Origin of the sequence: Thioclava sediminum, from assembly GCF_002020355.1 — a bacterium.
Lineage (GTDB): Bacteria > Pseudomonadota > Alphaproteobacteria > Rhodobacterales > Rhodobacteraceae > Thioclava > Thioclava sediminum.
Genome location: NZ_MPZV01000001.1, coordinates 1,405,531 through 1,429,433, shown reverse-complemented (window position 1 = coordinate 1,429,433; position 23,903 = coordinate 1,405,531). Strand labels below are relative to the sequence as shown.

Sequence of the window (23,903 nt, the reverse complement as noted above, 5' to 3'; positions counted from 1 at the left end):
CTACGCCGTCAAATGGCTACCCTCCCTCAGCAGGAGGACCCGATGACGAGTGACTTAGAGATTGCCCGTGCCGCGACGCTGCGCCCGATGCCGGAAATCGCGGCGAAGCTGGATATTCCCGAAGACGCGCTGATCCCCTATGGCCGCGACAAGGCGAAGCTGGAGGCGGAGTTCATCGCGGGTCTGGACGCGCGCGAGACCGGCAAGCTGATCCTCGTCACCGCGATCTCGCCGACCCCTGCGGGCGAGGGCAAGACCACCACGACAGTTGGCCTCGGCGACGGGCTCTCCCGGATCGGCAAGCGCGCCGCGATCTGCCTGCGCGAAGCCTCGCTCGGTCCGAATTTCGGGATGAAAGGCGGGGCCGCGGGCGGCGGCTACGCGCAGGTCGTGCCGATGGAGTCGATGAACCTCCATTTCACCGGCGATTTCCACGCGGTCGGGGCGGCGCATAACCTGCTCTCGGCGATGATCGACAACCACATCCACTGGGGCAACGCGCTCGAGATCGACGCGCGCCGGATCACATGGCGGCGTGTGCTCGACATGAACGACCGGGCGCTGCGCGACATCGTCGTCAGCCTTGGCGGCGTCTCGAACGGCTTTCCGCGCCAGACCGGCTTCGACATTACCGTGGCCTCGGAGGTCATGGCCTGCCTCTGCCTCAGCCGCGATCTGACGGATCTGCAGGAGCGGCTGGGTCGGATCGTCGTAGGCTATCGGCGCGACCGCTCGCCCGTGACCTGCGCCGAGATCGGCGCGGATGGTGCGATGGTGGTGCTGCTGAAAGACGCGCTGCAGCCCAATCTCGTGCAGACGCTGGAGGGCACGCCCGCCTTCGTGCATGGCGGGCCCTTCGCCAATATCGCGCATGGCTGCAACTCGGTGATCGCGACGCAAAGCGCGCTGAAGCTGGCCGATTACGTCGTGACCGAAGCGGGCTTCGGGGCCGATCTGGGGGCGGAGAAATTCTTCGACATCAAATGCCGCAAGGCCGGGCTAAGCCCGAATGCTGCGGTGGTCGTGGCGACGGTGCGGGCGCTGAAGATGAATGGCGGTGTCGCGAAAACGGATCTCGGCGCGGAGAACGTGGCCGCCGTCGAGGCGGGGTGCGCCAATCTCGCGCGTCACATCGCGAATATGAAGAAATTCGGCGTGCCGGTCGTGGTCGCGATCAACCGCTTCACTGCCGATACCGAGGACGAGATCGCAGCGGTGCGCGCCGCCGCCGAAGCGCAGGGCGTGGAGGCGGTTCTGTGCACCCATTGGGCCGATGGCGGCGCGGGGACCGAGGCGCTGGCAGAAAAGATCGTCGCGCTGACTGAGCGCCCGTCGCAATTCGCGCCGCTCTATCCCGATGACATGCCGCTACTGGAAAAGATCGAGACCATCGCAACGCGCATCTACCACGCGAGCGATGTCTATGCCGATCAGAAGATCCTCAACCAGCTTCGCGACTGGGAGGCCGCGGGCTATGGCAACCTGCCGATCTGCGTGGCCAAGACGCAGTATTCCTTCAGCGCGGACCCGACGCTGCGCGGGGCGCCCTCGGGCCATACGCTGCCGATCCGCGAAGTGCGGCTCTCGGCGGGGGCGGGGTTCGTCGTGGTGATCTGCGGTGAAATCATGACCATGCCGGGCCTTCCCCGGCACCCGGCTGCGGAGACGATCGGCCTCGATGCCGAAGGCCGCATCACGGGTTTGTTCTAGGGGCGCGGTCTTGAGCTTGTTGGGCCAAGCTGCGATAGGGGGCGCGAGTGTTCCGGGAGCCTTGTCGATGAAATCTCCGTCAGACCTGCACACGATGGAAGAGCTGCGCGTCGCCATCGATGCGCTCGACCGGGAGCTGGTCGAGATGCTCGGTGCGCGCACCCGGCTGATCGCCCGTGCGGCGGAACTCAAACAGGGAAATGGCTGGCCCGCACGCATCCCCGACCGGGTCGAGGATGTGGTGGCAAAGGTCCGCGCCGCCGCCGGTCCTGCCGGGCTCGATCCCGATCTCGCCGACCGTCTGTGGCGCGAAATGATCGAGCATTTCATCGCGCAGGAAGAACAGGTTCTGGGCAAGGGAGACCCCGATGAGCGCCACGATCATTGACGGAAAGGCGCTTGCGCAGGTCAAGCTGGACGAGACCTATGCCGAGGCACAGAGGCTTTCGGAGGCAGGCTGGGCGCCGCGCCTCGTCTCGATCTCGGTCGGCGATGTCGCAGCGGCCGAACTTTATGTGCGCAATCAGAAGAAATACGCCGAGAAAGCCGGCGTGGCCTTCGAGGTGCGCAACTACCCCGAGACGATCAGCCTCGAACAGCTTCAGGGCGTGCTGGCCGGTCTGAACGCCGACCCGCGCGTCAACGGCATCATCATCCAGCGCCCGCTGCCCGCCCATATCCCGGTCAAGGTTCTGCAGAAGGCGGTTCATCCGCTCAAGGACGTGGAGGGGATGCACCCGTCCTCGATCGGCAACATCGTCTATAACGAGCTGGAGCTCGGCCCCTGCACCGCCGTCGCGGCGGTGGAGATCCTGAAATCCCTTCCGCTCCAGACCGAAGGGCTCAATGTCTGCGTGATCGGCCACTCGGAAATCGTGGGCAAGCCGATCGCCTTCCTGATGATGGGACTCGGCGCCACCGTCACCGTGTGCCACCATATGACGCGGCAGGTCTCGGTGCATTCGCGCGCCGCCGATGCCGTGTTCGTCGCGGTCGGTAAGCCGGGGCTGGTGCATGGCGAAATGCTCAAGCCGGGCGCGGCGCTGATCGATATCGGCATCAACCGGGTCGAGGGGCGCACCGTGGGCGACGCCGATTTCGACAGCTGCGCCGAAGTGGCGGGCTGGATCACGCCCGTCCCGGGCGGGGTGGGGCCGGTCACGGTCTCGACGCTGATGAACAACGCGGTCCGCGCGACCCGCATGCAGATGGACCATTACCGCACGACCTTCGCGGCGGCGGAGTGACGGAGGAATGAAATGACGGCGACGATCATCGACGGGAAGGCCTTCGCAGCGAGCGTGCGCGAGAAAGTGGCCGAGCATGTCACCCGGCTGCAAGAGGAGCACGGCATCACGCCGGGCCTCGCGGTGGTTCTGGTGGGCGAAGACCCGGCCAGTCAGGTCTATGTGCGCAACAAGGGCAAGCAGACGCTCGAAGCCGGGATGAACTCCTACGAGCACAAGCTGCCCGCGGAGACCTCCGAGGCCGATCTGCTGGCACTGGTCGAAAAGCTCAACGCCGATCCGGCGGTGCATGGCATCCTCGTGCAGCTGCCGTTGCCCGATCATATCGACGAGGAGAAGGTGATCAACTCGATCACCCCCGCGAAGGATGTCGATGGCTTCCATATCCTCAATGTGGGCCTTCTGGGCACCGGGCAGAAATCGATGGTGCCCTGCACGCCGCTGGGCTGCCTGATGATGCTGCGCGACCAGCTGGGCAGCCTCTCGGGGCTGAACGCCGTCGTGGTGGGGCGCTCCAACATCGTCGGAAAGCCGATGGCGCAGCTGCTGCTGCGCGACAGCTGCACCGTCACCATCGCGCATAGCCGCACCAAGGATCTCGCTGATGTCTGCCGGGGCGCCGATATCCTCGTGGCAGCCGTGGGCCGCCCGCGCATGATCCCGGGCGACTGGGTGAAGCCCGGCGCGACCGTGATCGATGTCGGTATCAACCGGATCGACGCGCCCGAGAAGGGCGAGGGCAAGACCCGGCTGGTGGGCGATGTCGATTTCGACAGCGCCAAGGAGGTCGCGGGCGCGATCACCCCGGTGCCGGGCGGCGTCGGCCCGATGACCATCGCCTGCCTTCTGGCCAACACGGTCACTGCCTGCTGCCGCGCGAACAATCTGCCCGAACCTGAGGGTTTGACTGCCTGACAAAGGTAGGTAAGGATTTCCACAGGTTGGGTGGGGTAAGCGGCCTTTGCCGTTGTCGGAACCGTAACGCTTGCGTTACCCAAGCGTCATTGGGGCGTGACGGCAATGGCAGGTTTCTGGAAAATATATTGGCGGGCATTGAAGATCCCGGCTCTGCCGGTGATCTGGGTCGTGGCATCGCTATTCGGCATCGTCGCCGGACCGTTCAACACTCTCGAATCCATGTCGCTCGGCGCGCGCGTAATTTTCTGGCCGCTCAGTGTCGCGGCCGGCATCCTGATCGGCGCGGCGATCCGCATTTTTGTGCGGCGGAAGCTGGGTTTGCGCCGGTTCCGTTACGAGGCGCCCACGCTTGCCGGCCTTTCCGCTTTGGTGCTGACTGTGCCGCTTTACCTGCTCGTTCTGCTGCTTGCGGCGAAGCCCAACTTCCGGGGGTTCGAGATATTCCACATGGCTGGCTATATCCTCGGCCTCTCGATGGCAGGCTCCACCCTGCGGCACTGGATGGCGCCTCAGCAGGGGCATCCGAGGCGGGCGCAGGAGGCCTCGGTGGCCGCCGCGGAGAAGGAGGCCCGCCGGGACGTGAAGGCAGCGAGTAAGGGGGCTCTGTCTTCGCCCACGCCGCGTTTGCTTTATCGGCTCGAGCCTGACCTGCGCGCACCGCTGATCCGTCTCGCGGTGAATGATCACTATGTCGACGTGGTGACCGAGGCGGGGCAGACGAGCCTGTTGATCCGGCTTGCCGATGCGATTGCCGAGACCGAGGGCACGTCGGGCCTGCAGGTCCATCGCTCGCATTGGGTGGCGCGCGATGCGGTGCGCGGCCTGCGCAAGGAGAAGGGGCGCGTCTTCCTGCAGATGGCCGACGGCGAAGAAGTGCCCGTCTCGCGCACCTATCAGCCGCAAGTCGAGTCGGCACGGTTCCGCGCGCCCGGTGCAGATGGGATGGCCGCCCAGTAACGCCCTTAGTGGACGATCACCTCGTCTCTGACGAACATGTTGTCCCAGGCGCGATCCACCAGTTCCGGCGTCATCTGATAGGGGATGCCCTCGAATTCGCAGATCGAGATCATCTGGTCGATCAGGAAGACCGGCTGATAATTCGCGTAGATATTGTCGATGGTGGGGTACTTCACCTTGAGGAGATGCAGCAGCGCCTTCTCGTCGAGCGGCATGTTGCGCTTCTTCGCCATCATCTGGAAAATCTTGAGATAGTCGGACTGGTTCGGCCCGTCGATCTTGATCTTGAAGAAGATACGACGCAGCGCCGCCTTATCGAAGATCTCGTTCGGGTGGAAGTTGGTCGAGAAGATCACGAGCGTATCGAAGGGCACCTCGAATTTCTCGCCCGATTGCAGCGAGAGGATGTCGCGGTTCTCTTCGAGCGGCACGATCCAGCGGTTTACCAGCTTCTGCGGCGGTTCGGCCTGACGGCCAAGGTCGTCCACGATGAACACGCCGCCGGCCGATTTGAACTGCAGCGGCGCGGTATAGGTGCGGGCGGTCGCATTGTATTTCAGGTCGAGCATGTCGAGCGACAGTTCACCGCCGGTGATCACGGTCGGGCGCTCGCAATAGACGTAGCGCTGATCGAACTGCATCCCGCGCTTGCGCAGCGAGGTCGGGTCGTCTTCTTCGACCGGAACGGGGGTATGCACGATCGGGTCGTAGACGGTGATGATCTGGCCCGCATATTCGATGGCGCGCGGGATGAAGATATTGTCCCCGATCGCGTCGCGGATGCCGTTCGAGATCGAGGACTTCCCGTTGCCGGGCGGGCCGTACATCAGGATCGAGCGCCCCGAGGAGACCGCCGGGCCAAGCTGGCCGATCAGGTCCGGCGGCAGGATCAGGTGGCCCATCGCGCCCAGAAGCTGCTGGCGGGTCAGCTGGATGTTGCGGATCGACTGGCGCTTCACCTGCTCGCGATAGACGGTCAGCGGCACCGGCATCGCGCCGTAATATTCCGACTGCGCCAGCGCATCGAGCGCGCGCGCCTTGCCGGTGTCCGACAGCTGGAAGCCCATCTCGCCGCCGGAATTGGCGTGCAGCGTGCCCATCGCCTCCAACAGGCCCTGCTTGCGGCACATGTCGATCAGGTCCTGCACCATCGTCATCGGCAGGCAGAGCAGCTTCGACAGCGCAGAGGCCGTGTCCGTATTGGTGCGGAACATCGTCTTGAGCAGGATGTCCCGCATCATCACGACGTTTAGCCCGGTTTCCTCCAGCGCGCGCGGCGGGGCCGGGGCGATGACATTCGAGGTCATCATGTTCATCTGGCGCGTCCTCTCGGCTGTGCACCCCGCTTTGGTCCTGCGCGGGGGCTAAGATCGGTCCGGGCCAATCTTGCCGGTGATTGTGGCCAAATGTTGGAGAAACCGGGTAATCGCCGCGATACCCGATCGGGAGGCTCAACAATCAGCCGAGGGCCACGAGCAGGAGATACGCCCAGAGCGTGCCGACCAGCGCCAGCCCCATCGGGAAGTCCTTGCGCTTCCAGCTCACCCAGTCGGGCGTGGCCTTCACCACGGCCGGGATTGCGCGAAAGATCCGGTGCGCGGCGAAGGCCGCAAGCAGGAAGGCGCAGAGCAGGAACATCGTCAACTGCACGTCGAACAGTTCATGCGAGAAGAACGGCGCGGCTGCGGCTGCGAATTTCGCGTCGCCCGCACCGAAATGCGCGATCTGGTTCAGGATGTAGCCGATCACGAAGACGACCAGCGCGTGGCTCCACCGCCAGGCATAGACGTCGATCGGCAAGAGGAACGGCCCCGCAAAAGCGAAAATCACCAGAAGCGCCAGCACCGCCTTGTTGCGAATTTTCATGTATTTGAGGTCGGTGAAGACCACCCAGGCGCAAACCGGGGTGATCAGCACCAGAAAGATCAGCGCCGACAGGGGCGGGGCGAGACCGAGCATCCTCTTAGCCTTTCAGTGCGCTCGACGATCCCTGATCGAGCGCCTTCAGCGCCCGGTCGGCCTCCGCGAAATACTGCGGATTGGTGTCGATCGCGTCCTGCAACAGCGTCTTGCCGATATTGACGTCGCCGCGCTTCACCGCCGCCAGACCCGCCGTATACAGAAGCTGCGCGCGTTCCGTCTGAGTCATGTCGATCACGGGCAGGTCGTATTTCCCCTGGCTGGCCCGCGCGAGCACGAGGTTGTTCTTCGTGGTGAAGCGGGTCGGATCGTAGGTGAGCGCTTCCTTGAACAGCTTCTCGGCGCCTGCGGCATCTCCGCGGCTGAGCTTGGAGAAGCCCCAGTTGTTGTAGATACCCGCGGGCTTCGTGGTCAGGCCCGCCGCGGTTTCGTAGAAGCTGTCGGCCTTCTTCCACTGTTTGTCACTATCGGCCACCATCGCTTCGAGACGGTAGCGGTCATAGGTCTCGTGGGTCGGCGGCACGGTGTTCAGCGTGGCCTTCGCCCCGGACCAGTCATTGGAGCGGATCTGCGCCTCGGCCAGCGACACGCGGTCGTCATTGGTCGCGCCCGGCATCGTGAGAACCTCTTGCCAGACCTTCACGGCCTGCACGGGCTTTTGCGCGCGCACCAGCGATTTCGCGAGCCCGCGCTTGGCATCGATGCGGTCGGGATGGTCGTTGGACAGCCGGGTGAAATAGGTCACGGCCTCGTTCGGATCGGCGACCGTCAGCATGATGTCGGTAAGGTTGGTCTCATCGACGGCATTCACGCTTTTCATCGCGCGCGCGACTTCGGCGTCGCTGTTATTGCCCATACAGCCGGAGAGAGTCATCGCGCAGCCAGCCAAGGCTGCCAGAAAGATCGGGTGGCGCATGTTACCTGCGTCCTTTTTGCTCGAGCCTCAGTGCTTCGTCAGCAGCAGGTAGTCACCGACCCCTTTCCTGACGAGCGTGAACTGCTTGTCCTGTGGCGCAGCGTAACCCGGCTCTTCTATTTTTGCGAGCGCCCGCTTGAGGTTTTGCTTGATCGCGTCCGATTCGCCACTGTCCAGCGCGAAGGCGAGTTTGAAGACGCGCGCGGCTTCGGCGTATTTGCCGCGCTCCATCAGAACGACGCCAAGGTTGTTCCACGCCGGCACGAAGGTCTGATCGGCCTCGGTCGCACGGCGCAGCATCTGCTCGGCCTGGTTCAGGCGCCCCAGTTTCAGGTCGGCCGAACCGATGCCCGAGAGGATTTCCGCCGTCGCGCCATGCTGGCCCGCCGCGCGGTAATAGGCTTTCAGGGCAAGCTCGTATTCACCCGCTTCCATCAGCCGATGACCGACGAGAAGCCCGTCGACCGCCTCCGCACCGGGTTTCGTGCCGGGGGCGAAAGCGCCCCGTTTCTCAGCCGAAAGGCCGCCCGGGTTGCAGGCGGCCAGTGTGGTTACTGTCAGCGCGGCCAGTATCAGGCCGCGGCGCTTTGGGATCATGCCGTCAAATGCCCATATTCTTGAAGTTCTCAAGCATATCATGGATCGACGGGCCAACAAGAATGATCAGAAGCGGCGGCACGGTGAACATCATCGTGCCCAGCGTCATCTTGGTCGGGATCTTGTTGGCGGCTTCCTCGGCGCGCATGATCCGCTTGTCGCGCATGTCGGCGGCATAGAGGCGCAGGGCTTCGGCGATCGAGGTGCCGAATTGCTGCGACTGGATCATCACGGTCACGAAGCTTGCAATATCCGGCACGCCCGAGCGTTCGCCGAAATTGCGCAGCACGGTCGACTTGTCGAGACCGGCCTTGATCTCGTGGGCGACCATCGCGAATTCCTCGGACAGGGCAGGGTAGGATTTGTTCAGCTCTTTCGAGACGCGGATGATCCCCTGATCGAGCGACTGGCCCGCCTCGACGCAGACGAGCAGCATGTCGAGCGAGTCCGGGAAACCGTTCTGCATCTCGTCGGTGCGCGCTTTCACGCGCTTGTTCACCCAGTATTTCGGGCCGTAATAGCCGACGCCCCCGGGGCCGAGCACCCAGAGCACCGTGCCCAGCATCCCCATGCTTTGCCCCTCGGGCGCGCCGGAGTTGTAGAGCACGACATAGAGCGAGCCGAGCGCGAGCAGGCCGATACCCGCCGCGAACTGGACCGCGTGGAAGGTGCGCACGGCATTCGGGCCGCGATAGCCGGCCGATTGCAGCCATTTGCGCGACTCCGACAGTTCCTCGGCGTTTTGCGGCTCGAGGAAGGCCGAATATTTCTGCAGCTTGTCGCTCTGGGTGTCGCGCAGCTTCGGGTTGGTTTTATCCGCGTTGCCGCCGGTATTCTGGCGCGGCTGGCGCGGGGCTTTCCCACGGATCTTGTCGAACGGATCCTCGCGCTTCTTCAGGAGCGCAGGGATCGCGGCGAGCACCAGAAGCCCGCCGAGCGCCGCCAGTGCGATCATCGGCCCCATCGGCCCGAGCGCATCGGTCAGCATCTGGTTGATGGCAGCGAAATCCATTGGGCTCTCCTCAGACCTTGATGGTTGTCATGACCTTCATGAAGATCACGTTGGCGCCGAGCAGCAGGAACACCACGATGGCGGCCGGGATGAAGGCGGCGGTCGTTTTCACCTCGTCGTAATAATCGGGCGAGACGACCTGAATGATCACCATCACCACGACGGGGAAGGCCGACAGGAAGATGCCCGACCAGCGCGGCTCTGCGGTGATCGCCTTCACGCGGCGGAACAGCCGGAAGCGCGAGCGGATGACCTTCGACAGACCTTCGAGAACTTCGGCGAGGTTGCCGCCCGAGGTCTGCTGGATCGACACGGCGACCGCGAGGAAGCGCAGATCCTGCATATCCAGACGTTCGGCCATTTCCGAGATTGCCTCGGCCACGTTGCGCCCATAGGCGGCCTCATCGGCGATGATGCCGAACTCGGTGCCCATCGGATCGGGGATTTCGCGTGCGACCGCCTGGATCGCGGAGGCCAGCGGATGGCCAACGCGCAAGCTGCGCACCATCAGTTCCACCGCATCGGGAAGTTGCTCCTCCATCAGCGCCATGCGCTTCTTGGCCTTCGAGTTGACCCAGAAGAACACGCCGCCCACGCCCATGAAAAGCGCGAGGAAAATACGGATGAAGAGCCCCGCCTGCGAGGCCACCGTGAGCGCGATGAAAGCGGCGAAGCAGGCGAAGGCCATGATGCCGATCAGAGCCATCGGCGAGAAGGCGATGTTGCCCTTCTGCGCCTTGTCGGCCAGCAGCGAATAAAGCGGGATCGAGCGCGCGTCGTTATGCTGCGTCGCTTCCTTGCGCAGACGTTCCAGAACCTCTTCGCGCCGCTCGCCCTTGTTGAGCATCTCGAGGCGGCGATTAACCCGCTTGTTGAGCGAGATCGATTTGCCGAAGAACAGCAGATAGACGCCTTCGACGAGCAGAAGCACTGCGACGAAGATCAGCAGGTAGATAATGGGGGTCGCCATGGCGGGGTGTCCTTAGTCCTGCACGGGTTCGTAGATCGAAGCCGGCAGGTCGTAGCCCCATTGCCGGAACCGATCGGAATAATGCGAGCGAACGCCGGTCGCGGTGAAGCGACCAATGATCTTGCCGTCGGGGGCGAGGCCGAGACGCTCGTAGCGGAAGACTTCCTGCATCGAGATCACGTCGCCTTCCATGCCGGTGACTTCCGTCACCGAAACCATGCGGCGCGAGCCGTCCTGCAGGCGCGAGGCCTGCACGATCAGGTTCACAGCCGACGCGATCTGGCTGCGCATCGCCTTCATCGGCATCTCGATGCCCGACATCGAGATCATGTTTTCCAGACGCGCCACGCCGTCACGGGCGGAGTTCGCGTGGATCGTGGTCATCGACCCGTCGTGGCCGGTGTTCATGGCCTGCAACATGTCGATGACTTCCTCGCCGCGCGTTTCGCCAACGATGATACGGTCGGGACGCATCCGCAGCGCGTTCCTGAGACAGTCGCGCTGAGTGACCGCGCCCTTGCCTTCGACGTTCGGCGGACGGCTTTCCATCCGGCCCACATGGGTCTGTTGCAGCTGAAGTTCGGCCGTGTCCTCGATCGTCAAAATCCGCTCGGCGTTGTCGATGAAGGACGACAGCGCGTTGAGCGTCGTCGTCTTACCCGAGCCCGTCCCGCCCGAGACGATCACGTTGAGACGCGTCGCGACGGCGGCTTGCAGATAGGCCGCCATTTCCTCGGTGAAGGCACCGTAATTGACGAGATCGTCGATCCCGAGCTTGTCCTTCTTGAACTTACGAATGGAGACGAGCGAGCCGTCCACCGCGATCGGCGGTACCATCGCATTGAAACGCGAGCCGTCAGCGAGACGGGCGTCGACGTAAGGGTTGGATTCATCGACGCGACGACCCACGGCCGACACGATCTTGTCGATGATGCGCAGCAGGTGGCGTTCATCCTTGAAGGTGATGTCGCTCAGTTCGAGCTTGCCATCGCGTTCGATGAAGATCTGCTGCGGGCCGTTGACCAGAATATCGTTGACGGTCTCGTCCTTGAGCAGCGGCTCGAGCGGGCCGAGACCCATGACCTCGTCGTAAAGCTCCTGCTGCAGCGCCTGACGGTCCTGCGCGTTCAGCGCGACCGATAGCTCGGTCATCGCCTCGGCGGTGATGTCGGCGATCTCTGCGCGCAGTTCGCGTTCGGAGGCGTGCTCGAGCGCGGCAAGGTTCAGGTTCTCCAACAGCCGCTTGTGCAGCTCCACCTTGAGTTCCTGAAGGCGCTGCTTGCGCTTCTTCTCCTTGTCGACGGCCACCGGGTCGGCTGCGACCTTCGCGGGGCCCATCTTGCGATGGACCACCTGCGTTTTCGGCGCAGCGTCGATCGGCGGCGGCTTGGCGGCACCGGGCGCGGGCGGCGGGGGGGCGGCCTTGCCGTTGGTGGGCTTTGCCCCGTCTTTCTTGTAGCGCGAAAACATCTGGACGTGTCCTTTCGGGTCAGGCGGCCGCTTCGACGGCTTCGTTCAGCTCCACCAGCGAGCCGGCGAGCTTCTGGAATTCCTTGCGCAGCGGCACTTTCGGCGCCGAGAGCGCCAGCGGAAGCCCGTGGTCGTTGGCCTGCGTGATCTGCTTGCCGCCATCGCTCATCAGCAGTTCGAGCGAGATATCGAGGCTCTCGGCCAGTCGCTTCACGCGCGCCTTGCCGTTCAGATCGGTGAATTTCGGTGCGCGGTTGAGCACGTAGCGCAGCTTCTCGGTCGGCAGCCCTTCGGATTTCAGCGCGCGCTGCATCCGCAGCACGTTCTGGGCCGAGCGCATGTCCAGCTCGATCAGCGCGAAGTAGAGATGCGCCTTGTTCAGCACCGTCTCGGTCCAGCTGACCACGGTCGAGGGCATGTCGATCACGACGAAATCGTAATGCGCGCGCGCCATGTCGATCAGGCGCTCCAGATCCTCGCCGCTCAGCAGATCGAGCGGCAGCATGTCGGTCGGCGCGGTCAGCACATCGAGCTTGTCGTTGAAGCTGAGCATCGCCTGCCGGAAGGTTTCCTTATCCATATGCTCGGTATCGGCGAGCATCTCGTAGATCACCTCGCGGCGCGGCAGGTCGAGATAGGTCGCCGCAGCGCCGAACTGCAGGTCGAGATCGAGCAGGCAGACTTTCGGCGAGGTGGACGAATCTTTCTTCTTCTTTTTGCCGTCGTGGATTGTCGCCATTTCCCAGGCGAGGTTCACCGCGAAGGTGCTTGCGCCGACACCGCCCGAAAGGCCGTGGACCGGAAGAACGACGCCGTCATGGTTGCCGCTGGCCGAAAAGGTCGGGGCGTTCATGTTGGGCGCCATCTCGGGCGGCGGCGCGGCTTGGCCCAGACGCTCAATCGCGTCATGGAGCGCGCCTTCGGGAAGCGGGTAGGGGACGAAATCATCGGCCCCGAGGCGCAGCAGCTGATGCAGCGCGATCGGGCTGACCTCGTCGGCGATCAGGATGACGCGAATATTACGGTCCTTGGCCTCGGTGATGATGCCGGAAATCTTGGTCAGCTCATCCTCGTCTTCGCCATCCACGGCAATCGCAATGAACTCGAGCTGTTCCGCATCGGGTTGGCTCAGGAAGATTGCCGCTTCGTCAAAGGTCAGGTCGCCCCAGCTTTCACCAAGCTCGGTCTCCATATCCTCGATCAACAGGTCGAAATTCGACACATCGCGTGACACGGTGCACGCCTGAATCGGGGCCGGCTCCGAAGTCATGATAGCTGCTGCAGTCATTGCCTCTGTCCTCTTTTTCGTGACCCGCGGCGGGGTTCGGTTAACTCTGTTGCTACGCCGCAGACCGGACGCGACTCGCTGGACGCGCCTATTCCGTCGAGGATCAATCTCGTTTCCAATCTGGGCGACATTGGGGCCAGACTGTTTCAATTGTGGGATAAAGAGAGACGATAAAGAAAAACGGCGGGCTTTGTTGAAAAGCGCCCGCCGTCAAAAGATGTTCTTTGCCGCAAAACGCGACTATGTTCGCAATTTCAGAGGCTTAGTTGCCGCCGCCACCGCTATCTCCGCCGCCGGCCGCAGCCGAGGCGATGTAGTCGCGATAGATCACCGCCGCGTACTTGCCGTCGAGCAACATCGGTTTGCCCTTGGTCACGAAACCCGAGACCTCAGTGACGGTGCGACGATTCTGTTCGTTCGGGGCTTGGGTGTAGACCAGCGGATGTGTTTCGCCGTAGGATACGAGCGCCTCGAGCCGAGACCGCGAGATGCCCTGCGAGACGAGGAAATTCACCACGGCCCGCGCGCGGCGCAGCCCCAGAGCCTTGTTGTAAGCGTTGGAACCGACAAGGTCGGTATGTCCGTAGACGCGGAAGCGCACTTCCGGGTTCTGCCGGATCCAGTTCGCCTGCATCAGCAGCGCATTGCGCGCCTGCGCATCGAGCACCGAAGAGTTAAAGGCGAAGTGCACCGTGTTGGGCACGTCAGCGGCGAATTTGCGCGTCATGTTGATGACGTAGCTTTGGTTGCCGCTCATCATCGCCTGGTTCTGTGCGATGGCGGAGCCGAAGCCCAGCGAGCCTTCCGTGGTCGAGCCGACCTCCGAGTTGAAGGTCTTGGTGCCTTCCGAACAGCCAGCCAGCACGGCCATGGTGCCGACGGTGATCGCGAGAGTGCGTAGTTTCATGTTTCCAGCCATCTCGCTCACTCCATCACATAGCCATAGGAGCCGGAGAAGTCCTGCTTGGCGACTTCCGCGGCAGGGCCTTTTTGCGGCGCTTTGCCACCCGAGGTTCTGCCGTTGAGGAACAGCTCGGACTCGGTTGGCGGCTTCAGGCGATCCGTCGGCAGCGCCAGCGTGTCACCCTTGACGGGCGAGACAAGATGCGGCGTCACGATGATCACCAGTTCGGATTGCTTGCGTTCGAATTCGGTCGAGCGGAACAGCGCGCCGAGCACCGGAACATCGCCGAGCCACGGGATCTGGCCCACGGAATCGTTGAAGTCGTCCTGAAGGAGGCCCGCGATCGCGAAGCTTTCGCCGTCGCGCATCTCGACCGTGGTCGAGGTCGAGCGTTTCTTGAAGGCGCTGACGTTGAACGTACCACTCGTATAACCGTTCGCCGTATCGATCGAGGAGACCGAGGCGGCGATTTCGAGGTTGATCACGTCACCGTCCACCACACGCGGCGTGAAGGACATCTCGACGCCGAAGGGTTTGTACTGGATCGACACGTCGCCATTGTTGAGCACCGGGATCGGATATTCGCCACCGGCGAGGAAGTCTGCCGATTGGCCCGAAAGAGCGGTCAGGTTCGGTTCCGCGAGGGTGCGCACCACGCCTTTGTTTTCCAGCGCTTGGATAAGAACGCCCAGCTGGAACGTGCCGCGGCCGATGCCAATGCCGATCCCGTTGTCGTAGGTCTGCGCGGGTGCGGTTGCGGTGGTGGTCCTCGTGCCGCCGAAGCCCGCACCCGCGCCCAAGGTTCCGTTCGGCCCAACGCTTGCATTGATCGAGGAGCTGAGGCTTTTGGCAACCGAGCGCTGCATCTCTGCGAAGCGCACTTTCAGCATCACCTGCTGCGTACCGCCAACCATCATCAGGTTCGACACCCGGTCCGGCGCGTAGCGATTGGCCAGCTCAAGCGCGCGGCTGAGTTTCTGCGCCGAGGAGACCGTGCCTGAAAGGACGATCCCGTCATTCGCAGTGCGCACCTGGATGTTCTCGCCCGGCAGGATCTGTTTGAGGCGTTCCTTGAACTCCGCGAGGTCCGGGGTCACCTGAACGTCGACATTCGACACCAGCTTGCCGTCGGCACCAAGGATCGTCAGCGTCGTCCGGCCCGGCACCTTGCCCAGCACGTAGATCGAACGATCCGAAAGGGTCTGGATGTCTGCGATGCCGGGATTGGCGATCGAGAGTTCCGAAAACGGCGTGTCGCTTTCCACGACCACCGCGCGGTTCAACGGAACCGTCAGCGGAGCTTGAGTTGCCCCGGACAGAATCCGCAACGTGTCTGCTTGCGCCGGGCTCATTACCGCGACGCTCAGCGCCATGCCGCATAGGCAGGCCTGCATTAAGGTTTTCAATTTCATCTGTGACCCTGCCTCTCCGATCACGCCACTCGCAAATCTTTTGTCTGCTTAGGGACTGTTTTGGTCCATTATTGCAAAGGAGAATGCGCCAAGACCTGTTTTTTTGCAAGAATCAATGGATTGAGCGGCGTTGTTGATGTGGATAAACGGTCACATGTAAAAGCGGGGCCCCGAAGGACCCCGCGCAAATGACTGATATTTGTCATTTATTTAGTTCGTGCAGGGGATCGGTGTCTCGACGACGTCCGTGCCCTTACGGGTCTTGATCGTGCAAACCTCTGCCTTCTCGACCTTTTTGACCTCGTCTTTCTGGATGCCAAGCAGCTCGTCACGGTTGATTTCGATCTGGCTCACCTGCTCCGTGTTCGAAAGCCCGACGAGCGACAGCGTAATGTTCCCGGTATTCTGAGCTAGCGTCAGAGCCGCGACCTGTTCGGGGCTGACCTCGGCAGTAACCGAGCGCGCGATCTGCGTGGCGTTGCTGCGGTCCGGATCGGTGCTTTGATCGATCGCGATCAGTTTGAGGTTGGTGTCGATGAGCTTGGTCACCGGCTCGCCGTTAATCGTGCCGGACCAGTAGACGTCGACGAGATCGTTCGGACGCAGGAAGCCCGAGACTGCTGAGGTCGACGAGACCTGGATCGTAAAGGCACGGCGGTTGTCGGGCAGGCTTGCCATGATGCCCGCGTTTTCGCCGGGTTGAGTGACCCGCGACGCCAGAATGACTTCTCGCGGCGAAATCTCACGCATGGAGGCGCGCTTGCGCGTTTCGCCTTCAAGGAAGACGGCCTTCTTGGCCTCTTCGGTGCCGGGTTTTGCGGAGATCGTGTCGAAAGCATATTTCGGCACGGCATTTGCCTGCACCTTGATCACGGCGAGATCTTCCGGGCCAAAATGCTCGCCGTATTTGAGCGGTTTCCGCGCGACTACGACATCGGCGAGCTTGGGGGCATTCTTCTGCATCTCGGCCAATTGATCGCGTTCCGCTTGGAACTGCGCGATCTGTCCCTGCGCCATCATCACGGCGACACCAGCGAGGCCGACACCGGCCACGAGGAAAAGAACAAAAATCAGTCGCATCGCTTCTTCCTTCTGTTGTCTGATCGGCGACAATCCTGTGAATAGAGCCGCTTATTACAGATCAAAGTGGCGAAAACTTGGCGCATCCGCAGCACTGGTGAGTTTCAGCCCTCGTCGTCGGCGAGTTCGTCGGCCGTGAAGGCAGGGGTAACTTCCTGCTTGTCGATATATTTTGCGATCTTGCCCGAAGTGCCGGCGGTCTGGGTCCAGATCATGGCAGTCGCCATGAAACCCAAAGCGACCAGCGATGCCGTGAGTACGACCCAGTCGACCGTTACGGCGCCATCTTCCGCGCGAAGTACTTTCTTCAAATTGAAAATCAGTTTGTTCATCTCTGTGTCTCGACTTTCTCAACGGGACCTTTGGTGAAAACTTGGCGGGAGGGAGTGGCGGAAATTGGGCGGTCGCGGGGTATTTTCTGCAACCTGGCGCGCCTGCTGTGCGCGACGCGTTAGTGAAGATTGCATGAGCCCGCGATTTGAAATGATGAGACCGCCCGGGAAGGGGCGGTCTCTGCATCTTCCGACTGAGCCGGAAATTACTGCGGCAGGTAGCCGTCAGCTTCACCAGCGGTGACTTCGTCAGCGGTGAAGGACTCGGTCACTTCTGCGCCGTCGAGGTAGCTTGCGATCTTGCCCGACAGACCAGCGGTCTGGGTGCGGACCAGGGCCAGTGCAGCAGCGCCGAGGCCGACGACAGCAGCGGTCAGCACAACCCAGTCAACGGTCACAGCGCCGTCTTCTTCGTCGTGGAACTTCTTGATTTTGAAAAACTTCATCATGGTGTCTCTCCTAAGGTTTGTCTCTGCCCCGCGGTCTCGGCTGGCGTCCGTGCCGGTTTCCGTCTCGCGGTATGGGGACATATGGCCCCCGGAACGTGGCGCGATTTGGGCGCATCGCAGGCGATTTCGCGAAAATGAAAATCCTGCCTGACGAAGGCGCTAAGTCATTGTTAATTAAAGAAACAAAAAACTGAATTTTTGTGAGATTTGCATTTTGCGTCCGAGTTTCGGCCGTCAAACCGCGATTCGTCGGCCTGAAAACGGCGGATTTTCTGGAATTTTTCCGGGTTTTCAGGGATAGTCGGGCCAAAGCGGCCCTCGAGAGCCGCGCGAGGCAGTGAGCAGGTGGCGCAGATGCGCAAGGTTTTCGCAGGGATTCTCTGCAGTGCGATGGTGGCCGTGGTCGTGCCCGTGTGGGCCGAACCTGCAGCCCCCGTCTTCAAGAGCGTGAAGCCCAAGACGGTCAAGCCGCCTGCGCCCGGCACCAAACGCTTCATCACGATCCAGATCGATCCCGAGGAACAGAAACGCCAGCTTGCTGCGATGGCGAAGCAGCCTTGGGAGCCGGAAACAGCGCCTGCGAAAGACGACAGCGCGACGGGCGAGGCACCGGCCTCTACGCCCACGCCGCGCGCGCCTGCGCATTACGCGTGGTATTGGAACAAGGTCTCGCCGCGCCTTGGAGAGAGGGCGGGGCGGTTCGATCAGGCGATCTCAGCGCTGTCGCAAGGGCCGAAGGGCACACGGGTGCGCGAGCCGCGGCTCAATGATCTGGCGAAGATCGCGCGCGCCCATGGCACCGATATCCTGCGCTCCACCATCGGGACCGAGGTCTCGCCCGCGCTGGTGCTGGCGATGATCGCGGTGGAATCGGGCGGGCGCTTCGACGCGCAAAGCCATGCGGGGGCCGTGGGGCTGATGCAGCTGATACCGGCCACGGCCGAGCGGTTCGACGTCGCAGACAGCAAGGACCCCGCGCAGAACATCGCGGGCGGGGTGAGCTATCTCGACTGGCTGATGAAGGAATTCGACCGCGATCCGCTGATGGTCATCGCCGCCTATAACGCGGGCGAGAACGCGGTGAAGAAGAATGACGGTGTGCCGCCCTATGCGGAGACGCGCGACTACGTGCCGAAGGTGCTGGCGGCGTGGAACGTGGCGCGGGGGCTTTGTGCGACGCGGCCGCAGCTGGTGAGCGACGGCTGCGTCTTCCAGGTCACCCAAATGGCAAAGAGCGGCCCCTGAGGGCCGCTCTCTTCGTCTCTAGCCTATCGAGAGGCGATCAGTTGACGATCGTCGCCTCGGTCGCTTCGCGGATCTCGTCTTCGGTGACGCCCTCGGCGCACTCGACGATCTTCAGCCCGCCCTCGACCACATCGAGCACACCGAGATTGGTGATGATGCGGTTGACGACGCCGGTGCCGGTCAGCGGCAGGGTGCATTCCTTCAGCAGCTTGCTGTCGCCATGCTTGTTGGTGTGGTCCATCACGACGATGACGCGCTTCACGCCCGCCACGAGGTCCATCGCGCCGCCCATGCCCTTCACCAGCTTGCCCGGGATCATCCAGTTCGCCAGATCGCCATTCTCGGCCACTTCCATCGCGCCGAGGATCGCCATCGCGATCTTGCCGCCGCGGATCATGCCGAAGCTCATCGAGCTGTCGAAATAGACCGTGTTGGGCAGTTCGGTGATCGTCTGCTTGCCGGCATTGATCAGGTCGGGATCCTCTTCGCCCTCATAGGGGAAGGGACCCATGCCGAGCATGCCGTTCTCCGATTGCAGCGTGACGTGCACGCCCTCGGGGATGAAGTTCGGGACCAGCGTCGGGATACCGATGCCGAGGTTCACATAGGTGCCGTCTTCGAGCTCCTGCGCCGCGCGGGCGGCCATCTGATTTCTATCCCATGCCATGGGTCAGGCCTCCTTCTTTTCGCGGGTGGTGACTTTCTCGATGCGCTTCTCGTGCTCGCCCTGAATCAGGCGGTGCACGTAGATGCCGGGCAGGTGGATACAGTCGGGGTCGAGCGAGCCCACGGGCACGATCTCTTCGACTTCCATCACGCAGACCTTGCCGCACATCGCCGCCGGCGGATTGAAGTTACGCGCCGTCTTGCGGAAGATCGCATTGCCGGTCTCGTCGGCTTTCCACGCCTTCACGATGGAGACGTCGGCGAAGATGCCCTCTTCGAGGATGTAGTGCTCGCCGTTGAATACCTTCACCTCTTTACCCTCGGCGATCTGCGTGCCGTAGCCGGTCTTGGTGTAGAAGCCGGGGATGCCGTGGCCGGCGGCGCGCATGCGCTCTGCCAGCGTGCCCTGCGGGTTGAATTCCAGCTCGAGCTCGCCGCTCAGATACTGACGCATGAATTCTGCGTTCTCGCCCACGTAGGACGACATCATCTTCTTGATCTGCTTGGTGTCGAGCAGCTTGCCGAGGCCGAACCCGTCCACGCCGCAGTTGTTCGACGCGACCGTGATGTCCTTGACCTTGCTCTCGACCAGTGCGTCGATCAGCATTTCGGGGATGCCGCAAAGCCCGAAGCCCCCGGCCGCGATCAGCATTCCGTCGAAAAGAAGCCCGTCGAGGGCCTCTTCCGCGGAACCGTAAATCTTGTTCATGGATATCCTCCGCTCATGTGCGCGTGAAGATGACGCCGGGGCGGGGGGGAGTCAATTGCTGCGATGCGGCGAGCGGCGGTGCGGAAGGTAAACTTCGCGCGTAAATAGGCCGGGGGAGGGGGCTCTGCCCCCGTCGCCGTAGGGCGACAAGGCTTGAGTGAGAGGGGGCTCCGCCCCCGCGCTATCGCGCTCCCCCGGGATATTTTTACCAAGAGGAAGGGGCGCGCGAGCGCCTCACGCCTCGTCAGTCTTCTTGGTCGCCGTCTTTTTCGCCGCGGGTTTCTTCGTGGCGGTCTTCTTGGCGGCCGGTTTCTTTGCAGCGGGCTTTTTCGCGGCCGTCTTCTTCGGCGCGGCTTTCTTCTTCGTGCCGCCCTTCTTCGCCGCTTTCGCCTCGATCAGCGGAAGCGCGTCTTCGAGCGTGACGGATTCCGGTTCCAGCTCTTTCGGAAGGGTCGCGTTGATCTTGCCCCACTTGACGTAGGGCCCGTAGCGCCCGGGCATGACCGCGATCGGGCCGCCCTCGGGATGCTCGCCCAGCTCCTTGAGCGGTTTCGCAGCCGCGCCACGTCCGCCTTTGGCGGCTTTCTGAGCGATCACTTCCACGGCGCGGTTCATGCCGATGGTAAAGACCTCGTCGACCTCGGGCAGGTTCGCGTAGATCCGGCCCTTCTTGACGTAGGGCCCGTAGCGCCCGATCCCGGCTTCGACCAGCTCGCCATCTTCCGGGTGCGGGCCGATCTCGCGCGGCAGGCTCAAGAGCAGCAGCGCTTTCTCGAGGTCGATCTCTTCGGGCTTCCAGCCCTTGGGCAGCGAGGCCCGCGGCGGCTTGGGCACATCCTCGGTCGGCTCGCCCTTCTGGACGTAGGGGCCGAAACGACCGACGCGCAGCGTGATCGCCTGATCCTCGTCATAGCCCAGTACCTTGCCGTCGAGTGCCTGCACCTCGTCATCGCCATCGGGCGCGGAGAGGGGCCGGGTGAAGCGGCATTCGGGGTAGTTGCCGCAGCCGATGAAGGCCCCGCCGGAGCGCGCGGTCTTCAGGTGCAGCTTGCCACTGCCGCAAAGCGGGCAGATGCGCGGGTCGGACCCGTCGGGGCGCGGCGGATAGAGGTGGGGCGCCAGAACTTCGTCGATCTTGTCGAGCACTTCCGAGATGCGCAGCTCCGACGTCTCTTCCAGAGCCGCCGAGAAATCGCGCCAGAAGCGCTTGAGCACTTCCTTATAGTCGCGATCGCCCGCCGAGATATCGTCGAGCTGGTCTTCCAGATCGGCGGTGAAATCGTATTCGACGTAGCGCTTGAAGTAATTCGACAGGAAGGCCGTCACCAGCCGCCCGGTATCCTCGGGCATAAGGCGGTTCTTGTCCTTGCGCACATAGCCGCGGTCCTGAATCGTCGTGACGATCGAGGCATAGGTGGAGGGGCGCCCGATGCCGAGCTCTTCCATCCGTTTGACCAGCGTCGCCTCGGTGTAGCGCGGCGGCGGTTGGGTGAAGTGCTGCTCGGGCGTGATGTCGCCCTTCTTCGCCTCTTCGCCCTCGTGGATCTGCGGCAGGCGGTTGCTGTCCTCGCCCTCGTCATCGTCGCGGCCTTGGTCGTAGACTTTCAGGAAGCCGTCGAACACGACGACGGAGCCGGTCGCGCGCAGTTCGACCTGCTCATCGCCGGAGCCGACGAGAACGGTCGTGCGCTCGAACCGGGCCGCTTCCATCTGGCTCGCGATCGTGCGCTTCCATATCAGGTCATACAATTTCCACTGATCGTCGGAGAGCTTCAGCTTGTCGGGCGATTTCGACATATCCGTCGGGCGGATACATTCGTGCGCTTCCTGCGCGTTCTTCGCCTTGTTCTTGTACATCCGCGGGCTTTTCGGGACGTAGCTGTCGCCGAACTTGTCCTTGATCGCATCGCGGGCCTGCATCACGGCCTCGGGGGCCATGTCGATGCCGTCGGTCCGCATATAGGTGATGTGACCCGCTTCATAGAGACGCTGCGCCGCCGACATCGTGGCCCGCGCGCCGAAGCCGAACTTGCGGCTGGCTTCCTGCTGCAGCGTCGAGGTCATGAAGGGCGGGTAGGGGTTGCGATTGGCTGGTTTCGCCTCGACCGAGGTCACGCTGAGATCGCGCGACGTGATCGCCTGCACCGCCATCTCGGCTGCGGTCTCGTTCTCAAGGTCGTATTTCTCGAGCTTCTTGCCGCCCAGAACCGACAGACGCGCCTCGTATTCCTGACCGCGCGGCGTCGTCAGGATCACTTTCACCGTCCAGTATTCGCGCGGCTTGAAGGCTTCGATCTCCATCTCGCGCTCGACGATGAGACGCAGGCAGACCGATTGCACGCGGCCCGCCGATTTCGCGCCGGGCAGCTTGCGCCACAGGACCGGCGAGAGGTTGAAGCCCACGAGGTAGTCGAGCGCGCGGCGGGCCAGATAGGCCTCGACCAGCGGGGCATCGACATCGCGCGGATGCTTCATCGCCTCGAGGATTGCGGTCTTGGTGATCGCGTTGAAGGTGACGCGGGAGACATTCTTGCCCTTGAGCTTCTTCTCCAGCGCTTCCTGCAGGTGCCACGAGATCGCTTCGCCTTCGCGATCGGGGTCAGTTGCGAGGATCAGCGTGTCGTCATCTTTCAGCGCGTCGGTGATCGCCTTGATGTGCTTTTTCGAGTCGCTCGCGACTTCCCATTTCATCTCGAAATCTTGCTCGGGATCGACCGAGCCGTCTTTCGGAGGCAGGTCACGGACGTGGCCGAAAGAGGCGAGCACGGTGTAGTCAGACCCTAGATATTTGTTGATCGTCTTGGCCTTGGCAGGGGATTCGACGACAACAACAGCCATAAGGTCCTCACTATTCAGTGCAAAAAGGGTCTGGGCGCGGAACATGTGGGCGTTTGGGGCGAATTGTCAATGCGTCCTGACCCTGAGGTAATCCCTTCCCCCTTAGAGCGGACGACTGATCAGGCCGCCCCGATGCCGCTCTATCCGGCCCTCGATTTCGAGCGCGGTGAGGGCTTGCGAGAAGGCCGCCGCAGGCACGTCGAGATCGCGGATCACTTGGTCCTCGGCGGTGGGGGAGGGGCCGAGACGTTCGAGGATCTTCGCGCCGAGATCGCCGCTTTTCACGGCGCGGCGCGTTGGCGGAGGGGGCGGCGCAGGATGCGGTGCGGGAGGCGCCGCGCGGGCGTTCAGCGCGGCCAGCACATCCTCGGACCCGCGCACCAAGGTTGCCCCATCGCGGATCAGCGAATTGCAGCCGCCCGCGCGCCCGTCCATCGGATGGCCCGGCACGGCCATCACCTCCCGCCCCTGATCGAGCGCGTCGCGCGCTGTGATCAGGCTGCCCGATTTCAGCGCCGCCTCGACGACGACGACGCCCGCGCTCAGCCCCGAGATGATCCGGTTGCGCGCAGGGAAGTGGCGTGCCTGCGGCTGGGTGCCGGGCGGGGCTTCGGTCAGCCGCAGTCCGGTCTCGGCCATTTGCCGGGCGAGCGCCGTATTCTCCTGCGGATAGATCACATCGATGCCGCCCGCCTGCACCGCGATTGTCCCCGTGGGCAGGGCGGCCTCATGGGCGGCGGCGTCGATTCCGCGCGCCAGTCCGGAGACCACGCAGATGCCCGCCTCTCCGAGACCTTCGCTCAACCGCTTCGCCATGCGCAGGCCCAGCGAAGAGGCATTGCGCGCGCCGACCAGTGCGATCATCGGGCGGGTGAGCAATTCCAGCTGACCGAGCGCCCAGAGCACGGGCGGCGCGTCGTCGATCTCTGCAAGCGCAGTGGGGTAACCCGGCCCGCCATGGATCAACAGCCGAGCGCCGGCCGCCTTGCCCGCCTTGATCTCGGCGCGGGCCTGTTTCTCGGGGCAGGGGGTATAATCGGCGACGCCCGCCGCGCGGGCGACTTCAGGCAGGGCCGCGAGCGCTGCCGCCGCTGAGCCATGTTCACCGATCAATCTGTGGAAGGTTGTGGGTCCGACACGTCGGGAACGAATGAGGCGAAGAACCGGCAGTTCATCTTCTTCCGTGGTGGGTGGGGTGAAGGGGGTGGGGTAAGAAAACAAATCTGTTTCCATCCGACCCTCCGCCTCAATCGCTCACCCTTT

Annotated in this window: 23 protein-coding genes; 6 read left to right on the top strand and 17 right to left on the bottom strand. The window is 63.1% G+C overall.

Annotated elements, in window-relative coordinates; genetic code table 11:
- Window positions 1-42 precede the first annotated feature (42 nt).
- The 5 genes from BMI91_RS06380 to BMI91_RS06360 all read left to right on the top strand — a co-directional run bounded on the left by BMI91_RS06380 (window position 43) and on the right by BMI91_RS06360 (window position 4,832).
- On the top strand, window positions 43-1,710 hold the full coding sequence (locus tag BMI91_RS06380; protein ID WP_078604317.1) for a formate--tetrahydrofolate ligase: 1,668 nt from the start codon (window positions 43-45) through the stop codon (window positions 1,708-1,710).
- 67 nt (window positions 1,711-1,777) lie between these two features.
- Window positions 1,778-2,098, top strand: a complete 321-nt coding sequence (locus tag BMI91_RS06375) for a chorismate mutase (protein WP_078521910.1) — start codon at window positions 1,778-1,780, stop codon at window positions 2,096-2,098.
- Window positions 2,079-2,957 carry a bifunctional 5,10-methylenetetrahydrofolate dehydrogenase/5,10-methenyltetrahydrofolate cyclohydrolase gene (locus BMI91_RS06370; protein ID WP_078604316.1) on the top strand — a complete coding sequence of 293 codons (879 nt, stop codon included), beginning with the start codon at window positions 2,079-2,081 and terminating at the stop codon, window positions 2,955-2,957. The genes BMI91_RS06375 and BMI91_RS06370 overlap by 20 nt, the downstream gene beginning before the upstream one ends.
- A gap of 12 nt (window positions 2,958-2,969) precedes the next feature.
- Entirely contained in the window at window positions 2,970-3,872 is a 903-nt protein-coding gene (gene folD / locus BMI91_RS06365; protein ID WP_078540244.1) for a bifunctional methylenetetrahydrofolate dehydrogenase/methenyltetrahydrofolate cyclohydrolase FolD, read from the top strand.
- Window positions 3,873-4,010: 138 nt separating this feature from the next.
- Window positions 4,011-4,832: a LytTR family DNA-binding domain-containing protein gene (locus BMI91_RS06360; protein WP_158522107.1), complete on the top strand. Its 822-nt coding sequence runs from the start codon at window positions 4,011-4,013 to the stop codon at window positions 4,830-4,832.
- 5 nt (window positions 4,833-4,837) lie between these two features.
- Here the strand turns inward: BMI91_RS06360 and BMI91_RS06355 are convergent, their stop codons facing one another.
- The 13 genes from BMI91_RS06355 to BMI91_RS06295 form a co-directional block, all read right to left on the bottom strand.
- Entirely contained in the window at window positions 4,838-6,148 is a 1,311-nt protein-coding gene (locus tag BMI91_RS06355) for an ATPase (protein ID WP_078604314.1), read from the bottom strand.
- A gap of 142 nt (window positions 6,149-6,290) precedes the next feature.
- On the bottom strand, window positions 6,291-6,791 hold the full coding sequence (locus BMI91_RS06350) for a prepilin peptidase (RefSeq protein WP_078540242.1): 501 nt from the start codon (window positions 6,789-6,791) through the stop codon (window positions 6,291-6,293).
- Window positions 6,792-6,795: 4 nt separating this feature from the next.
- Window positions 6,796-7,668 carry a tetratricopeptide repeat protein gene (locus tag BMI91_RS06345; protein WP_078521900.1) on the bottom strand — a complete coding sequence of 291 codons (873 nt, stop codon included), beginning with the start codon at window positions 7,666-7,668 and terminating at the stop codon, window positions 6,796-6,798.
- Between the two features lie 27 nt (window positions 7,669-7,695).
- The gene (locus BMI91_RS06340) at window positions 7,696-8,265 is read right to left on the bottom strand and encodes a tetratricopeptide repeat protein (RefSeq protein WP_078604313.1); all 570 of its coding nucleotides are present in this window, start codon (window positions 8,263-8,265) and stop codon (window positions 7,696-7,698) included.
- 4 nt (window positions 8,266-8,269) lie between these two features.
- Window positions 8,270-9,277 carry a type II secretion system F family protein gene (locus BMI91_RS06335; protein ID WP_078602079.1) on the bottom strand — a complete coding sequence of 336 codons (1,008 nt, stop codon included), beginning with the start codon at window positions 9,275-9,277 and terminating at the stop codon, window positions 8,270-8,272.
- Between the two features lie 10 nt (window positions 9,278-9,287).
- Window positions 9,288-10,247, bottom strand: a complete 960-nt coding sequence (locus tag BMI91_RS06330) for a type II secretion system F family protein (RefSeq protein ID WP_078604312.1) — start codon at window positions 10,245-10,247, stop codon at window positions 9,288-9,290.
- Between the two features lie 12 nt (window positions 10,248-10,259).
- Window positions 10,260-11,717, bottom strand: a complete 1,458-nt coding sequence (locus BMI91_RS06325; protein WP_078571446.1) for a TadA family conjugal transfer-associated ATPase — start codon at window positions 11,715-11,717, stop codon at window positions 10,260-10,262.
- Window positions 11,718-11,736: 19 nt separating this feature from the next.
- The gene (locus tag BMI91_RS06320; RefSeq protein WP_078604311.1) at window positions 11,737-13,005 is read right to left on the bottom strand and encodes a CpaE/TadZ family protein; all 1,269 of its coding nucleotides are present in this window, start codon (window positions 13,003-13,005) and stop codon (window positions 11,737-11,739) included.
- A 262-nt stretch (window positions 13,006-13,267) separates the two neighbouring features.
- Entirely contained in the window at window positions 13,268-13,912 is a 645-nt protein-coding gene (locus BMI91_RS06315; protein ID WP_078604310.1) for an OmpA family protein, read from the bottom strand.
- A gap of 17 nt (window positions 13,913-13,929) precedes the next feature.
- Entirely contained in the window at window positions 13,930-15,321 is a 1,392-nt protein-coding gene (locus BMI91_RS06310; RefSeq protein WP_078545230.1) for a type II and III secretion system protein family protein, read from the bottom strand.
- 210 nt (window positions 15,322-15,531) lie between these two features.
- Window positions 15,532-16,401, bottom strand: a complete 870-nt coding sequence (gene cpaB / locus BMI91_RS06305; RefSeq protein ID WP_078604309.1) for a Flp pilus assembly protein CpaB — start codon at window positions 16,399-16,401, stop codon at window positions 15,532-15,534.
- A 104-nt stretch (window positions 16,402-16,505) separates the two neighbouring features.
- A complete protein-coding gene (locus tag BMI91_RS06300; protein WP_078604308.1) occupies window positions 16,506-16,733 on the bottom strand; it encodes a hypothetical protein in 228 nt (75 codons plus the stop codon).
- A gap of 206 nt (window positions 16,734-16,939) precedes the next feature.
- Window positions 16,940-17,182, bottom strand: a complete 243-nt coding sequence (locus BMI91_RS06295; RefSeq protein WP_078604307.1) for a hypothetical protein — start codon at window positions 17,180-17,182, stop codon at window positions 16,940-16,942.
- A 354-nt stretch (window positions 17,183-17,536) separates the two neighbouring features.
- On the opposite strand from BMI91_RS06295, the gene BMI91_RS06290 reads away from it, so the two are divergent.
- Window positions 17,537-18,427 carry a lytic transglycosylase domain-containing protein gene (locus BMI91_RS06290; protein WP_078604481.1) on the top strand — a complete coding sequence of 297 codons (891 nt, stop codon included), beginning with the start codon at window positions 17,537-17,539 and terminating at the stop codon, window positions 18,425-18,427.
- A gap of 37 nt (window positions 18,428-18,464) precedes the next feature.
- Here BMI91_RS06290 and BMI91_RS06285 read toward each other — a convergent pair whose 3' ends face one another.
- The 4 genes from BMI91_RS06285 to dprA all read right to left on the bottom strand — a co-directional run bounded on the left by BMI91_RS06285 (window position 18,465) and on the right by dprA (window position 23,873).
- A complete protein-coding gene (locus BMI91_RS06285) occupies window positions 18,465-19,094 on the bottom strand; it encodes a CoA transferase subunit B (protein WP_078521878.1) in 630 nt (209 codons plus the stop codon).
- Window positions 19,095-19,097: 3 nt separating this feature from the next.
- Complete coding sequence (locus BMI91_RS06280; protein ID WP_078521876.1) at window positions 19,098-19,802, bottom strand: CoA transferase subunit A; 705 nt, start codon at window positions 19,800-19,802, stop codon at window positions 19,098-19,100.
- 234 nt (window positions 19,803-20,036) lie between these two features.
- Window positions 20,037-22,640: a type I DNA topoisomerase gene (gene topA / locus BMI91_RS06275; protein WP_078604306.1), complete on the bottom strand. Its 2,604-nt coding sequence runs from the start codon at window positions 22,638-22,640 to the stop codon at window positions 20,037-20,039.
- 102 nt (window positions 22,641-22,742) lie between these two features.
- Window positions 22,743-23,873, bottom strand: a complete 1,131-nt coding sequence (dprA, locus tag BMI91_RS06270) for a DNA-processing protein DprA (RefSeq protein ID WP_078604305.1) — start codon at window positions 23,871-23,873, stop codon at window positions 22,743-22,745.
- Between the last annotated feature and the right edge of the window lie 30 nt (window positions 23,874-23,903).

What these genes read in the sequence shown, in the direction of transcription:
- BMI91_RS06340 (WP_078604313.1), bottom strand. Translation starts at nt 8,265, where the DNA reads ATGATCCCAAAGCGCCGCGGCCTGATACTGGCCGCGCTGACAGTAACC.
- BMI91_RS06280 (WP_078521876.1), bottom strand. Translation starts at nt 19,802, where the DNA reads ATGAACAAGATTTACGGTTCCGCGGAAGAGGCCCTCGACGGGCTTCTT.
- BMI91_RS06315 (WP_078604310.1), bottom strand. Translation starts at nt 13,912, where the DNA reads ATGAAACTACGCACTCTCGCGATCACCGTCGGCACCATGGCCGTGCTG.
- BMI91_RS06285 (WP_078521878.1), bottom strand. Translation starts at nt 19,094, where the DNA reads ATGGCATGGGATAGAAATCAGATGGCCGCCCGCGCGGCGCAGGAGCTC.
- BMI91_RS06355 (WP_078604314.1), bottom strand. Translation starts at nt 6,148, where the DNA reads ATGAACATGATGACCTCGAATGTCATCGCCCCGGCCCCGCCGCGCGCG.
- BMI91_RS06335 (WP_078602079.1), bottom strand. Translation starts at nt 9,277, where the DNA reads ATGGATTTCGCTGCCATCAACCAGATGCTGACCGATGCGCTCGGGCCG.
- BMI91_RS06370 (WP_078604316.1), top strand. Translation starts at nt 2,079, where the DNA reads ATGAGCGCCACGATCATTGACGGAAAGGCGCTTGCGCAGGTCAAGCTG.
- BMI91_RS06300 (WP_078604308.1), bottom strand. Translation starts at nt 16,733, where the DNA reads ATGAACAAACTGATTTTCAATTTGAAGAAAGTACTTCGCGCGGAAGAT.
- topA (WP_078604306.1), bottom strand. Translation starts at nt 22,640, where the DNA reads ATGGCTGTTGTTGTCGTCGAATCCCCTGCCAAGGCCAAGACGATCAAC.
- BMI91_RS06295 (WP_078604307.1), bottom strand. Translation starts at nt 17,182, where the DNA reads ATGATGAAGTTTTTCAAAATCAAGAAGTTCCACGACGAAGAAGACGGC.
- BMI91_RS06325 (WP_078571446.1), bottom strand. Translation starts at nt 11,717, where the DNA reads ATGTTTTCGCGCTACAAGAAAGACGGGGCAAAGCCCACCAACGGCAAG.
- BMI91_RS06290 (WP_078604481.1), top strand. Translation starts at nt 17,537, where the DNA reads ATGCGCAAGGTTTTCGCAGGGATTCTCTGCAGTGCGATGGTGGCCGTG.
- BMI91_RS06320 (WP_078604311.1), bottom strand. Translation starts at nt 13,005, where the DNA reads ATGACTGCAGCAGCTATCATGACTTCGGAGCCGGCCCCGATTCAGGCG.
- dprA (WP_078604305.1), bottom strand. Translation starts at nt 23,873, where the DNA reads ATGGAAACAGATTTGTTTTCTTACCCCACCCCCTTCACCCCACCCACC.
- folD (WP_078540244.1), top strand. Translation starts at nt 2,970, where the DNA reads ATGACGGCGACGATCATCGACGGGAAGGCCTTCGCAGCGAGCGTGCGC.
- BMI91_RS06330 (WP_078604312.1), bottom strand. Translation starts at nt 10,247, where the DNA reads ATGGCGACCCCCATTATCTACCTGCTGATCTTCGTCGCAGTGCTTCTG.
- BMI91_RS06380 (WP_078604317.1), top strand. Translation starts at nt 43, where the DNA reads ATGACGAGTGACTTAGAGATTGCCCGTGCCGCGACGCTGCGCCCGATG.
- cpaB (WP_078604309.1), bottom strand. Translation starts at nt 16,401, where the DNA reads ATGCGACTGATTTTTGTTCTTTTCCTCGTGGCCGGTGTCGGCCTCGCT.
- BMI91_RS06375 (WP_078521910.1), top strand. Translation starts at nt 1,778, where the DNA reads ATGAAATCTCCGTCAGACCTGCACACGATGGAAGAGCTGCGCGTCGCC.
- BMI91_RS06310 (WP_078545230.1), bottom strand. Translation starts at nt 15,321, where the DNA reads ATGAAATTGAAAACCTTAATGCAGGCCTGCCTATGCGGCATGGCGCTG.
- BMI91_RS06345 (WP_078521900.1), bottom strand. Translation starts at nt 7,668, where the DNA reads ATGCGCCACCCGATCTTTCTGGCAGCCTTGGCTGGCTGCGCGATGACT.
- BMI91_RS06350 (WP_078540242.1), bottom strand. Translation starts at nt 6,791, where the DNA reads ATGCTCGGTCTCGCCCCGCCCCTGTCGGCGCTGATCTTTCTGGTGCTG.